14 protein-coding genes are annotated in these 12,748 nt (G+C 72.1%); 6 read left to right on the plus strand and 8 right to left on the minus strand.

Features of this window, described 5'->3' with window-relative positions:
- Positions 1–2 precede the first annotated feature (2 nt).
- The 4 genes from ACFV4P_RS26965 to ACFV4P_RS26980 form a co-directional block, all read right to left on the minus strand.
- A complete protein-coding gene (locus tag ACFV4P_RS26965) occupies positions 3–443 on the minus strand; it encodes a hypothetical protein (protein WP_380475318.1) in 441 nt (146 codons plus the stop codon).
- A complete protein-coding gene (locus tag ACFV4P_RS26970) occupies positions 440–874 on the minus strand; it encodes a MarR family winged helix-turn-helix transcriptional regulator (protein ID WP_380475320.1) in 435 nt (144 codons plus the stop codon). The genes ACFV4P_RS26965 and ACFV4P_RS26970 overlap by 4 nt, the downstream gene beginning before the upstream one ends.
- Before the next feature lie 120 nt (positions 875–994).
- Entirely contained in the window at positions 995–1,351 is a 357-nt protein-coding gene (locus tag ACFV4P_RS26975; RefSeq protein WP_380475322.1) for a hypothetical protein, read from the minus strand.
- A gap of 193 nt (positions 1,352–1,544) precedes the next feature.
- Positions 1,545–1,682, minus strand: coding sequence for a hypothetical protein (locus ACFV4P_RS26980; protein WP_380475324.1), 138 nt, complete (start codon positions 1,680–1,682; stop codon positions 1,545–1,547).
- Positions 1,683–2,195: 513 nt separating this feature from the next.
- Here ACFV4P_RS26980 and ACFV4P_RS26985 point away from each other — a divergent pair.
- Positions 2,196–3,317, plus strand: coding sequence for an ALF repeat-containing protein (locus tag ACFV4P_RS26985; protein WP_380475326.1), 1,122 nt, complete (start codon positions 2,196–2,198; stop codon positions 3,315–3,317).
- A 49-nt stretch (positions 3,318–3,366) separates the two neighbouring features.
- Here the strand turns inward: ACFV4P_RS26985 and ACFV4P_RS26990 are convergent, their stop codons facing one another.
- Positions 3,367–4,365, minus strand: coding sequence for a magnesium and cobalt transport protein CorA (locus ACFV4P_RS26990; protein WP_380475328.1), 999 nt, complete (start codon positions 4,363–4,365; stop codon positions 3,367–3,369).
- 62 nt (positions 4,366–4,427) lie between these two features.
- Here ACFV4P_RS26990 and ACFV4P_RS26995 point away from each other — a divergent pair, with 62 nt between their 5' ends.
- The 4 genes from ACFV4P_RS26995 (at position 4,428) to mshC (ending at position 8,027) form a co-directional block, all read left to right on the plus strand.
- A complete protein-coding gene (locus ACFV4P_RS26995; protein WP_380475330.1) occupies positions 4,428–5,126 on the plus strand; it encodes a histidine phosphatase family protein in 699 nt (232 codons plus the stop codon).
- A gap of 149 nt (positions 5,127–5,275) precedes the next feature.
- Complete coding sequence (locus ACFV4P_RS27000) at positions 5,276–5,839, plus strand: DUF3090 domain-containing protein (RefSeq protein ID WP_380475332.1); 564 nt, start codon at positions 5,276–5,278, stop codon at positions 5,837–5,839.
- Between the two features lie 14 nt (positions 5,840–5,853).
- Positions 5,854–6,708: an SCO1664 family protein gene (locus ACFV4P_RS27005; RefSeq protein ID WP_380475334.1), complete on the plus strand. Its 855-nt coding sequence runs from the start codon at positions 5,854–5,856 to the stop codon at positions 6,706–6,708.
- 89 nt (positions 6,709–6,797) lie between these two features.
- Complete coding sequence (gene mshC, locus ACFV4P_RS27010; RefSeq protein WP_380475336.1) at positions 6,798–8,027, plus strand: cysteine--1-D-myo-inosityl 2-amino-2-deoxy-alpha-D-glucopyranoside ligase; 1,230 nt, start codon at positions 6,798–6,800, stop codon at positions 8,025–8,027.
- Between the two features lie 79 nt (positions 8,028–8,106).
- Here mshC and ACFV4P_RS27015 read toward each other — a convergent pair whose 3' ends face one another.
- Positions 8,107–9,018 (minus strand): PAC2 family protein, encoded by a 912-nt coding sequence (locus ACFV4P_RS27015; RefSeq protein WP_380475338.1) that lies wholly within the window; start codon positions 9,016–9,018, stop codon positions 8,107–8,109.
- Positions 9,019–9,130: 112 nt separating this feature from the next.
- Positions 9,131–9,871: a hypothetical protein gene (locus ACFV4P_RS27020; RefSeq protein WP_380475340.1), complete on the minus strand. Its 741-nt coding sequence runs from the start codon at positions 9,869–9,871 to the stop codon at positions 9,131–9,133.
- 236 nt (positions 9,872–10,107) lie between these two features.
- Between ACFV4P_RS27020 and adhP the strand changes: the two genes are divergently transcribed.
- Positions 10,108–11,121 (plus strand): alcohol dehydrogenase AdhP, encoded by a 1,014-nt coding sequence (gene adhP, locus ACFV4P_RS27025; protein ID WP_380475342.1) that lies wholly within the window; start codon positions 10,108–10,110, stop codon positions 11,119–11,121.
- Between the two features lie 47 nt (positions 11,122–11,168).
- On the opposite strand, the gene ACFV4P_RS27030 is transcribed toward adhP, so the two are convergent.
- Complete coding sequence (locus tag ACFV4P_RS27030; RefSeq protein WP_380475344.1) at positions 11,169–12,695, minus strand: FMN-binding glutamate synthase family protein; 1,527 nt, start codon at positions 12,693–12,695, stop codon at positions 11,169–11,171.
- Positions 12,696–12,748: the final 53 nt, after the last annotated feature.

The following is a 12,748-nucleotide window of genomic DNA, read 5'->3' on the forward strand; positions in this document are numbered from 1 at the left end:
GGTCAGCTTGCCTGTTCCTCCCGGAGTTGCCGCCGGTCGGTGTCCTCCCACGGGAACGGGGCGAGGTCGGGCTCGACCCAGCCGGCCCTTGCCTGTGCGCCGGCCAGGGTCGCCGGACGGTAGAACCGGGTCAGAAGGCGCTTGTCGAGCAGGACGGGGTGGTTGTCGGCGAACGCGGCGAAGTCGTCGTCGCCGTGCTCGGCCGCATAGTGGTCCACCAGTTCCACCCAGGCTCGGCTGACGGTCGCGTGGTACTTCTGGGGTGCGCCTGCGTCGCGGGCGGTGCGCTGGATGCCGTCGCTGACCAGACCGACGGCTGCGGGCATGCCGAACCGTCGTACGGCCAGCCACGTCAGATGCACGTGTTCTCGGTGGCCGAACTTCCCGGAGGTCGCGGTCACTTCGGCCATCAGTGCGTTGAAGTCGGAGGGCTGGGTGGTCATGAGGACACCTCGGTCAGGGCTTGCAGTGCGGTGCGCAGGCAGGCGATCGCGTCGGCCGGCAGGCCGTGGAGTGCGCGGTGCTCCAGGTCGGTGATGGTTTGGCGGATCGTGGCGGCGGCCACGCGGCCGGAGGCGGTGAGTTCGATGAGCACTGCGCGACGGTCTCCCGGGCGGGTGCCGCGGGTGATGTGGCCGCGTCGTTCCAGGCGGTCCAGCACGCTGGTCAGCGTGGTGGGGCGGGTGCCCACTGCCGCGCCGAGCTCAGAGACGGTCCGGCCTCGGCCGTCGGCGAGATTGGCCAGCGCGTTGATCTCGGAGGGGGTCAGATCCAGGTCGACGAGCTCTGCGGCGAGTACGTGCAGGGTGGCGTGCGTGGCCCGCTGCAGCGCGAGCAGGGCCGACCATTCGGATGGCACGGATTCGGACTTCATGAGTTCGGACTATACGATTTCGTATCACCTACGGCAAGCCAGGTCCGGACGCGGGGGAGAAAATGCGACGCGCCCCGGGCCGGCGCGAGGCCGGTCCGAGGCGCGGGGTGCCGGTGGCTGTTACACGTACTCGATGAGCCAGCCGACCGGGTTGTCGTCCACCACGTCGCTGCTGCTCTTCTTCACACGCCCGACGTGGATCTTCTGGATCCCCTTGGGGAGCTTCTCGGTGACCCGGGCACCGCCTTGGTTGACGTCCCAGTCCTTGGCGGGAAGCCAGGTCGTACCGTTGTGGAACTGCACCTTCAACCGCACATCGACCCAGCTGGAGCCGAGGCTGAAGTACGCGTCCCCCCACACGCCCGTCTGGTTGGGCTGGGGGATGGGCAGGAGAAGCCCGTACCTGTAGTGGATGAGCCCGTCGCTCTCGTTGAACACGAAGCCCGTAGGGACGTCGCCGAGCTGGAAGTTGGCCACCAACGCTCCTCAAAGAATGCCGGGTGTGTCGCCGTTCGATGGGCGACGCACGGCTCACGCTAGGGCGGCCTACTGCGCTTTCCGGTCGCCGGATCATTCAAACCCCCCGAATTGGTGAGGCATAAGCACAGGGGGCGGGTCCACTTTCCGGGCTCCAACCTCCTTCCGGAAGGCTGGAGCCGTTGATCACCTGTCAGCGCTCGATGACGCCCGTGATTTCGTCTTCCCTGATGATGATGTGCTCCTCGCCCTCGATGGTGACTTCCTGGGCGTTGAAAACGCCGTCCTTCTTGGGCGCTTCGCCTTCGTTGTTCGTCTGCTCGTCTGCCATGTCTACCTCCGGAGCGCGCGATGAAAGCAGCCGTATTGGGCAACTGCTCGAAGTTTTGACGACGTTCGATTCATGCGGCAAGTCCGAGTTCTCGGACTCGGTTGCCCCGGCGGGCGCCGAGGACGGCACGGGCGTTGTGGCCGCGCTCGGGGCCTTCCTGACCGGCCTGGACGTCATCGGGGAGGGACACCGGCACCTGCGGGTGGTTCGTCGAGGCCGTGGTGTTCGGCGCGAAGACCCGGCGCTGTGCCGGGTCTTCGGCCCTCGGCGGAGTGCGCGCCCGGCCGGGTCGGCCGGGGTCTCGGTGTGCGGGTCGCCGTGCTGTGCGCGGGAGTTGACGCCCTGGCTCGGGCCGGTCCGGTCCGGGCGGGCGGGCGGTCGGTCGGTCAAGGGTGGGGAAAAGTCGCTGTTCAGCGGGTCGGTAGGTTCCGATACGATCACCCGCGTCCGTCGTCGAACATCTGTTCCGCGGCGAGGGGCCGAGTGTCTGAACCACCGTTCCAGGGGGACATGTTGAGCATCCGTCGTTCGATCGCCACCGCCGTCTTCGTCGCCGCGGTCTCCGCGCCAACCGTCCTCGGCGCCGGCCCGGCGCTCGCCGACACTGCACCGACGCCCACGCCGACCGGGCAGTCCCAGCCGGACGCCCCGGTCGCCGACACTCCGGCGGCGGACGCCCCGGCGGAGACCGGGCCCACCACGCCCGCGCCCTCCACCGGCATCACGCCGGAGGAGGAGGCCGAACTGCGCGCCCGGCTGGCCAAGGTGATCGCGGAGCCCGGGCACAGCCGGTACTTCTACGAGCACGCCCAGACGGCGGCGAACGGCACGGCCGAGGACGTCAAGCACTTCCTGGACGTCGAGATGCCGCAGATCATCCGCAGCGACAAGCGCGTCCGGGTCTCCCAGATCCTTGAGCAGGCCACGCCCGGCAGCCGCCTGGCGGAGGCCGCGAGCAAGGCGCTGGACGGCGACGACGCGGCGATCGACCACTTCCTGGAGGTCGAGGCCCCGAGGCTGCTGGCCAACGACCGGTGGTGGAAGGTGCTCCACCAGCTGGTCCGGCCGGGCAGCTCGGCCACCATCACCGAGGCCGCCGCCGAGGTGCTGAGCGCGGACGACCTCAAGGCCTTCCTGTCCGACCTGAAGACCGTCAGCGACGACGACGCCCGGCTGTGGCTCTCCCAGGCCATGTCGATGGGCGGGGCCGAAGTCCGGAAGGCCGCCGGCGCGGCCCTGGACGCGAACACCTCCGAGGCCCTGCACACCTTCCTGATCACCGGCCTGGCCGAGGCCCAGGCCCGGGACACCGCCAACGCCCACGAGACGGGCGGCGGCAACGGCGGCAGCGACAACGGCGGCGGCACCGGCACCGGCGGCACCGGCACCGGCGGGACCACCCCGAACCAGGGCGGCCAGGGCGACGGCACCACCGTCACCCCGGCGTCCGACACGACCCCGACCGGCACCGGCACCGGCACCGACACCTCCGGCACCAACACCTCAGGCACCGGCACCCTCGCCTCCACCGGCGTCGACGCCCCGCTCGGCACCCTGGCCGCCACCGGCGCGGCCTCCGTGGCCCTCGGCGCAGCCCTGGTGGCCGCCCGCCGCCGCCGGCAGCAGCAGTCCTGACCGAGCACCCGCCGTCGAAGCACCCGCCGTCGAACGCGCGGGCCGGCTGCTACAGCCAGCCCGCGCGTTTGAACAGGCGGTACAGGACGACGCAGACGCCGGTCATCACGCCGAGCGCCGCCGGGTAGCCCCAGGGCTGGCGGAGCTCCGGCATGTGTTCGAAGTTCATGCCGTAGATGCCGGCGATCATGGTGGGGACGGCGGCCAGGGCGGCCCAGGCGGAGATCTTCCGCATGTCGTCGTTCTGCTGGACGGAGACCTGGGCGAGGTTGGCGGCGAGGATGTCGGAGAGCAGCCGGTCCAGGCTCTCCACCACCTCGTTGACCTTGGCCAGGTGGTCGGCGACGTCCCGGAAGTAGGGACGCAGTTCGGCGGGGACGAAGGGCACCTTGACCTCGCCGGCGGCGGCGTTGACGCGGGTGAGGCGCAGGGCGGGCTCCATCAGCGGGAAGGTGGCCTTGCGGAAGTTCACCACCTGCCGCTTGAAGCCGTAGATGCGCTCGGCCGCGCCGCGCACCCGGCCCGGGGAGAAGACCTCGGCCTCCAACTCGTCGAGGTCGGTCTGGAGTTCGGTGGCCACGTCGAGGTACTGGTCGACCACCAGGTCGCAGATCGCGTAGAGGACGGCGGCGGGGCCGTGCGCCAGCAGTTCGGGCTGCTTCTCCAGTTGGGCCCGCAGGTCCTTGAGCGGGCTCTCCGGCCCGTGCCGGACCGTCATCACGTACGAGTCGCCGAGGAATATCATCAGCTCGCCGATGGAGACCGACTCGTCCTGCGGGTGGTACCCGGCGGTCTTCAGGACGGTGAACACCGAGTCCTGGTAGATGTCGACCTTCGGGCGCTGATGCGCCGTCACCGCGTCCTCCACCGCCAGCGGGTGCAGGCCGAACTCATCTGCGGCATGGTCGAATTCGGCCTGCGTCGGGTCCGCCAGGCCGATCCACACGAAGCCGTCGCCGGCCGCCCGGACGGCGTCCAGGGCGTCCGAATAGTCCTCGGGGCCCTCGGTGCGCCGGCCGGCCCGATAGGTGCCGCAATCCACGATCATGCCCGCCATTGTGACCCGAACCCGTGGCCCGCCGGGAGGGGCGCACACCGTACGCTTGCGGTATGCCCACCCTGCTGCTCGTGCGTCACGGCCGGTCCACCGCCAACTCGGCCGGAATCCTGGCCGGCTGGACGCCCGGCGTCGGCCTGGACGACACCGGCCGCGCCCAGGCCGCCGCCCTGCCCGGCCGACTGGACGGCCTGCCGCTCGTCCGCCTGGTCAGCAGCCCGCTGGAGCGCTGCCGGCAGACCCTGGAACCCCTGGTCGCCGCCCGCCCCGAACTCGGCCCGCCCGACCTCGACGAGCGGCTCGGCGAATGCCACTACGGCGACTGGACCGGCCGCCCGCTGTCCGAACTTGCCGAGGAACCCCTGTGGCGCACCGTTCAGGACCACGCCTCCGGCGCCGCCTTCCCCGGCGGCGAGTCGCTGCGCACGCTCAGCCACCGCACCGTGGACGCCGTCCGCGAGTGGAACGGGAAGATCTCCGTCGAATACGGCCCGGACGCGCTCTGGGCGGTCGCCACCCACGGCGACGTGATCAAGGCGATCGTCGCGGACGCCCTCGGCCTGCACCTCGACCACTTCCAGCGGATCTCCGTCGAACCGTGCTCGGTCACCGCGATCCGCTACACCCCGAACCGCCCCTACCTGCTGCGCCTCGGCGACACCGGCGCCCTCGCCTCGCTCGCCCCGCGCCCGCACGGCCGCTCGGCCGGCGACGACGCGGTGGTCGGCGGCGAGACCGGCACCACCGCCTGAGCCCGGGCAGGCACCACCGCCCGAGCCCCGGCAGGAAACCGCGGGCACAGCCCCAGCAGGAATCCGCGCCACCCGCACCCCACGGCAGGGCCGTTTGGCCGTAGGGTGAGATCGAGAAGACCGCACACCCCCGTACCGGAGCGAGCAGCGTGTCCCGTCAGGTCCACTTCTACGACCAGCCCGAGCGGTTCGTGGCCGGCACCGTCGGCCAGCCCGGCGCCCGGGCGTTCTACCTGCAGGCCTCCTCGCGTGGCCGGATCACCAGCGTCCTGCTGGAGAAGGCCCAGGTCGCCGCCCTCGCCGAACGCATCGAGGAAGTCCTCGACGAGGCGCTGCGGCGCAGCGCCGGCGAGTCCCCGATCCCGGCCGCCGCCCCCGTCGACCTGCTCGACGCCGCCCCCCTCGACCTGCCGCTGGAGCAGGAGTTCCGGGTGGGCACCATGGCCCTCGCCTGGGACGCCCGCGAGGAGTGCCTGGTGATCGAGGCGCAGGCGTACGTCGAGGAGTCGGAGGACGAGGACGAGATCGAGGTCTTCGACGACGAGAACGGCCCCGACCTGCTGCGGGTGCGGCTGAGCGGCGCGATGGCCCGGGTGTTCGCCAAGCGCGCCCTCGACCTGGTCGCGGCGGGCCGCAAGCCCTGCCCGTTCTGCAACCTGCCGCTCGACCCCGAGGGCCACCTGTGCCCCCGCGCGAACGGCTACCGGCGCTGAGCGAGCAGCCGGCCGTGGAAGCCCCCGGCACCGACCCGGCCCCCGGCACCGACCCGGCCACCAGCGCCGCGCTGGCCGCCGACACCCCCGCCGCCCTCGCCCTGCTGCGCGAGGGCGCGCTCGCCGTCCACGGCCGGGTCACCGACGCCTCCAACGCCGTCCTCTACTGCACGGCCACCCTCGACGGCGTCACCGCCCCGTGCGTGTACAAGCCCGTCGCCGGCGAACGCCCGCTGTGGGACTTCCCCGACGGCACCCTGGCCGGCCGCGAGACCGCCGCCCACGAGGTCTCCGCCGCCACCGGCTGGCAGCTGATCCCGCCGACCGTCCTGCGTGACGGCCCCGCCGGGCCCGGCATGGTCCAGCTGTGGATCGAACCCGACCCCGAGGCCCCCGAACTCCTCGACCTCCAGCCCCTGGACGGCCCGGCCGACGGCTGGCTCCCCATCGTCCGCGCCGAGCTCGACGGCGGACGCCGGGCCTGGCTGGTGCACCGCGACGACGAACGGCTGCGCCGCCTCGCCGTGCTGGACGCCGTCCTCAACAACGCCGACCGCAAGGGCGGCCACTGGCTGCCCGCCGCCGACGGCCGGATCTACGGCATCGACCACGGCGTCACCTTCCATGCCGAGCCAAAACTCCGCACCCTGCTCTGGGGCTGGGCCGACCGTCCGCTCACCGCCGAGGCCCTCGACGTCCTCGGCAAGCTCGCCGCCGACCTCGACGGCCCGCTCGGCGAGCGGCTGCGCCCGCACCTCACCGCGGCCGAACTCGACGCGCTGCGGGCCCGGACGGGCGCGCTGCTGGCCTCCGGACGGCATCCGCTGCCGTCGGCTGACTGGCCGTCTATTCCCTGGCCGCCGGTCTGATACCGATCCGAAACAGAGAACAAGCGGAATCAAGCCGATCATGCCGGCAGGTTGGTCTTTCAAATCAGTGCACGGTTAGAGTCGGTGCCATGCATGCCTGGCCCACCTCCGAGGTTCCCGCCCTGCCCGGTCAGGGGCTTCCCCTGCGTATTTACGACACCGCCACGAGCAGTGTCCGAGAGGTCGTCCCCACCGGCCCGACCGCCCGGCTCTACGTCTGCGGCATCACTCCCTACGACGCGACCCACCTGGGCCACGCAGCCACCTACAACGCCTTCGACCTGGTTCAGCGGGTCTGGAAGGACGCCGGCCACGACGTCCTGTACGTCCAGAACGTCACCGACGTCGACGACCCGCTCCTGGAGCGCGCCGTCGCCACCGGCCAGGACTGGACCGAACTCGCGGCCCGCGAGACCGCGCTGTTCCGCGAGGACATGACCGCGCTGCGGATGCTCCCGCCCGCGCACTACATCGGCGCCGTCGAGTCCATCCCGTGGATCGTCCCGCTGGTGCAGCAGCTGCTCGCCTCCGGCGCCGCGTACGAGGTCGACGGCGACATCTACTTCTCCGTCGAGTCCGACCCGCACTTCGGCGAGGTCTCCGGGCTCACCCGCGAGCAGATGCTGCCGATCTTCGCCGAGCGCGGCGGCGACCCCGAGCGCCCCGGCAAGAAGAACCCGCTCGACGCCCTGCTCTGGCTCTCCGCCCGCCCCGGCGAACCCGCCTGGGACACCGAACTCGGCCACGGCCGCCCCGGCTGGCACATCGAGTGCGTCGCCATCGCGCTCAAGTACCTGGGCATGGAGTTCGACCTCCAGGGCGGCGGCAGCGACCTCTCCTTCCCGCACCACGAGATGGGCGCCTCGCACGCCCAGGTCGCCCTCGGCGCCCACCCCTACGCGCGCTCCTACGTGCACGCCGGGATGGTCGGCCTCGACGGCCACAAGATGTCCAAGTCGCGCGGAAACCTGGTCTTCGTCTCGGCCCTGCGCCGCGACGGCATCGACCCCGCCGCGATCAGGCTCGCGCTGCTCGCCCACCACTACCGCAGCGACTGGGAGTGGACGGCCGACGACCTCGACGCCGCCCTCACCCGCCTCGCCACCTGGCGCGCGGCGGTCTCCCGCCCGGACGGCCCGTCCGCGACCTCGCTGCTCGCGGAGATCCGCGAGGCCCTCGCCGACGACCTCGACGCCCCCGCCGCGCTCGCAGCCGTCGACCGCTGGGCCGCGACCGCCCACGCGGACGGCGGCGAGGACATCGGCGCCCCGGGCCTGGTCTCCCGCGCGGTGGACGCCCTCCTGGGCGTCGCCCTCTAACCGCGCGAAGCGGAAGGCGCCCGACAGCCGGATCGGCCCGAGGACAGAACCACCGTCCTCGGGCCGATCCGCTGTGCGTTCACTCGTCCTCGTCGTCCTTGGGACGTTCCGTCGCGTGCCCCGTGACGGGCTTCTCGCCCTTCGGGCCCTGGTTCTCGCGGCGCCGCAGGTACCGCTCGAATTCGCGGGCGATCGCGTCCCCGGAGGCCTCCGGCAGCTCCGCGGTGTCCTGCGCCTCCTCCAACTGCTGGACGTACTCGGCGACTTCGGAGTCCTCCGCGGCGAGCTGGTCGACGCCGAGCTGCCAGGCGCGGGCGTCGTCGGCGAGTTCGCCCGGCGGGATGCGCAGGTCGAGGAGGTCTTCCAGCTTGTTGATCAGGGCCAGGGTGGCCTTGGGGTTGGGCGGCTGGGAGACGTAGTGCGGGACGGCGGCCCAGAAGGTGACGGCGGGGACGCCGGCGTGGGCGCAGGCCTCCTGGAGGACGCCGACGATGCCGGTCGGGCCCTCGTAGCGGCTCTCCTCCAGGTCGAGGCTGCGCGCCACCGTCGCGTCCGAGGTGACGCCGGAGACCGGGACCGGCCGGGTGTGCGGGGTGTCGCCCAGCAGCGCGCCCAGGACGACGACCAGTTCGACGCCCAACTCGTGGGCGAAGCCGAGCAGTTCGTTGCAGTAGGAGCGCCAGCGCATGCTGGGTTCGATGCCGCGGACGAGGACCAGGTCGCGCGGCTTGGGCTCGGTGACGCGGACCACCGAGAGCCGGGTGGTGGGCCAGGTGATCCGGCGGACGCCGCCGTCGAGCCAGATGGTGGGCCGGTTGACCTGGAAGTCGTAGTAGTCCTCGGCGTCGAGTGCGGCGAACACCTTGCCGCCCCAGGTCTCGTCGAGGTGTCCGAGCGCGGCCGAGGCCGCGTCGCCGGCGTCGTTCCAGCCCTCGAAGGCGCAGATCATCACCGGGTCGATCAACTCGGGCACGTCTTCCAGCTCGATCACCCGGCATCTCCCTCCGTCCATGGCGGGGGCACTGCCGCCCCCAGGTCCCTACCTGCCCAGCCTACGGGCTTTGAATGCCACCCGTGGCCGGGCAAGGGATCCAGCCTATCCGTCAGTCGACGGGCTCTGCGCAGGCGACGGTCGGGTTCATGGCGAGGGTGCCGGGCGGCGCGGGAATGGTGAAGCTGACGGTGGCTTCGTCGGGGCAGGTCGCCTCGGTGCTGCCCTTGAGGTGCACGGTCTGCTTCACGTACTCCTTGTCGACCTTGTACTCGGGCTTGTGGTCGCCCTTCCCGTCGCAGCGGGTCTCGGCGACGGTGTCGGAGCCGCTCGCGCTCTTGGTGGCGTAGACGCAGTCGCCGACGACGATGCCGACGCCGCCGCCACCGCCCGGGTCGCCGGGGTGCGGGTCGTGGAGGTTGCGCAGGCAGGCCCAGGCGGAGCGGTTGTTGGCGACGTCGGTCAGCGCGTTCCGGGTGAGGTCGAGGGCGACGTCGGTGCCGTCGGGGCAGTCCGCGCCGTGCGGGAGGGCGGCGGCGACGCCGGTCAGGGCGCCGCTGCGCTTGGTGACCTCGGCCTCGGCGCCGGGGCTGTCGCAGGGCACCATCTCGTAGTGGGCGCCGGTCCCGCTGCCGCCCGGGTCGAGCGCGCGGGCGCAGCTGCCCTCGGCGAAGTAGGAGTCGTCGAGCCGGGCGGTCGTGGGGGAGGCCGCCGGGGAGGGGGTGGCGGTGGGGGAGGGGCTGGGCGGCGGCGCGGGCCTGGCGTGCTCGGCGGGCCGGCAGCCGACCAGGAGCAGGCCGGCGGTGAACAGGGCCAGTCCGGTCCCGGCGCCGCGCAGGAGTGTGCGGGTCATGTCGGTCCTCCGTACCCGGGGTGTGTGGGGATGGGCACAGGAAATGCCCAACTCGCCTGGAAATAACGGTCTTTGGTCCACGCTACCGTGATGCGCCGTCAGCCCCGTCCGACGGCCGGGACGTGATCTTCGTCGCGGTCGGCGCGCCCGTTCGCGGTTCCCGGGCGGCCCCGGCAGGCTGTGCGCAGAGATACCCCTTTTGTCAGATTTACTCTGCGCCGCGAGGAGAGAAGGCCATGAAGGCAGCTGTGGTCCGGGAGTTCACCGAGCCGCTGGAGATCGAGGAACGCGAGGTGCCGACCCCGGCGCCGCACCAGGTGCTGGTACGGATCGAGTGCTCCGGCCTGTGCCACACCGACATCCACGCCGCCCACGGCGACTGGCCGGTCAAGCCGTCTCCGCCGTTCGTCCCCGGCCACGAGGGCGTCGGCATCGTCGAGGCGGCCGGTTCGAACGTCCGGCACGTCGAGGTCGGGCAGCGGGTCGCCATCCCGTGGCTGGCCGACGCCTGCGGCCGCTGCGACTACTGCGTCACCGGCTGGGAGACGCTCTGCCAGGCCCAGCACAATTCGGGCTACTCGGTGGACGGCGCGTACGCCGAGTACGCCCTCGCGCACGGCGACTACGTGGTGCCCGTCCCGGACGGCGTGGACCCGATGGACGCCGCCCCGCTGTCCTGCGCGGGCGTCACCACGTACAAGGCCGTCAAGCTGTCCGGCGCCCGGCCCGGCGCCCGGGTGCTGATCTCCGGCATCGGCGGACTCGGCCACCTCGCGCTGCAGTACGCGAAGATCTTCGGCGCCGAGACCGTCGCGGTCGACATCACCGACGACAAGCTGAAGCTCGCCAAGGAACTCGGCGCCGACCACGTGATCGACGCCCGCATCCAGGACGTCGCCCACGAGGTGCAGAAGCTCGGCGGCGCCGACGCGGCCGTCTCGCTGGCCGTCTCCAACGCGTCCTTCCGCGCCGCCTACGACTCGCTGCGCCGCGGCGGCACCCTCGTCCTGGTCGCGCTGCCCGCCGAGGGCGAGCTGACCGTGCCGGTGTTCGACACGGTGCTGAACGGCACCAAGGTGATCGGCTCCATCGTCGGCACCCGGCAGGACCTCGCCGAGGTGTTCCGCCTGCACCAGCTCGGCCGGACCCGCGTCATCCGGGAGACCCGCAGGCTGGAGGACGTCAACGCCTGCATCGAGGACGTGCTGGCCGGCAAGGTCTCCGCCCGCCTGGTGTTCGACCTGCGCTGACCCGCGACGGAGGGGGCCCGGACGCGCGTCCGGGCCCCCTCGGCACGTCAGAGCGCCGAGGAGCCGGTCATCAGCGCGGTGATCTCCGCGGCCAGCTCCGGGCCGAGCCGGCCCCAGTCCTCCTTGTAGCCGTACACGCCGGCCAGCGTGCGGGCCTCGTAGTCGCCGTTCAGCACCTCGATGTCGTCGGGCGTGATCAGCGACGGGTGGGCGACGCCGAGCGCCGAGGACACCTTCGTCAACTCCTTGCGCAGGGTGCGCAGATAGACCGCCGCCCGGGTCGACTTGGACGCCGGGTCCACGCCGCGGGCCAGCCACGGGTTCTGGGTGGCGATGCCGGTCGGGCACTTGTCGGTGTGGCACTTCTGGGCCTGGATGCAGCCGATCGACAGCATCGCCTCGCGCGCCACGTTGATCATGTCGGCGCCCAGCGCGAACGCCACCGCCGCGTTCTCCGGCAGGCCGAGCTTGCCGGAGCCGATGAACGTCAGCTCGTCGGTCAGCCCCAGCTCGGCGAAGGTGCCGTAGACCCGGGAGAATCCCATCCGGAACGGCAGCGACACCGAGTCCGCGAAGATCCGCGGCGCCGCGCCGGTGCCGCCCTCGCCGCCGTCCACCGTCACGAAGTCGACGCCCCGGTCGCCGCGCGCCATCAGCGTCGCCAGCTCCTGCCAGAAGTCCTGCTCGCCGACCGCGCTCTTGATGCCGACCGGCAGGCCGGTCTCGGCCGCCAGCAGCTCGACGAAGTCCAGCATCGAGTCCACGTCGCCGAACGCCGAGTGCCGCGACGGCGAGGCGCAGTCCTTGCCGACCGGGATGCCGCGGATCGCCGCGATCTCCGGCGTCACCTTCGCCCCCGGCAGCATGCCGCCCAGGCCCGGCTTGGCGCCCTGCGACAGCTTGATCTCGATCGCCCGGACCGGCGCGCCCGCGACCACGTCCTTGAGCTTTCCGAGGTCGAAGCTGCCGTCCTCGTTGCGGCAGCCGAAGTACGAGGTGCCGAGCTGCAGCACCAGGTCCGCGCCGCTGCGGTGGTACGGCGACAGGCCGCCCTCGCCGGTGTTGTGCATCGCGCCGGCCTGCGCCGCGCCCTTGTTGAGCGCGGTGATGGCCGCCCCCGAGAGCGAGCCGAAGCTCATCGCGGAGATGTTGACGACGCTGCCCGGCCGGAACGCCTTCGCCCGGCCGCGCGGCCCGCCCAGCACCTTCGCCGACGGCAGCGGAGCCTGCGGGTCGTGCCCGTCCGGCAGCGGCCCGGCGAAGGTGCGCTGCTTCAGGTAGGCGCGGCCCTGCGCCCCCGCGACGTCGACCTCGGTGCCGAAGCCGAAGTAGTTGTTCTCCTCCTTGGCGGAGGCGTAGATCCAGCTCCGCTGGTCGCGGCTGAACGGCCGCTCCTCCTCGTTGGAGGTCACGATGTACTGCCGCAGCTCCGGCCCGACCGTCTCCAACAGGTACCGGGCGTGCCCGAGCACCGGGAAGTTCCTCAGCAGGGCGTGCTTCTTCTGGACCAGGTCGCGGGCGGCGAGGACCGCCACCGCGGCGGCCGCGGCCGCGCCGATCTTGCGGGCTTGCATGGATGTTCCCCCTCGGGTGCCGGCCCCGTCCCCACACGGCGGAGCCGAACCGA

It is taken from the genome of Kitasatospora sp. NPDC059795, assembly GCF_042732175.1.
Lineage (GTDB): Bacteria > Actinomycetota > Actinomycetes > Streptomycetales > Streptomycetaceae > Kitasatospora.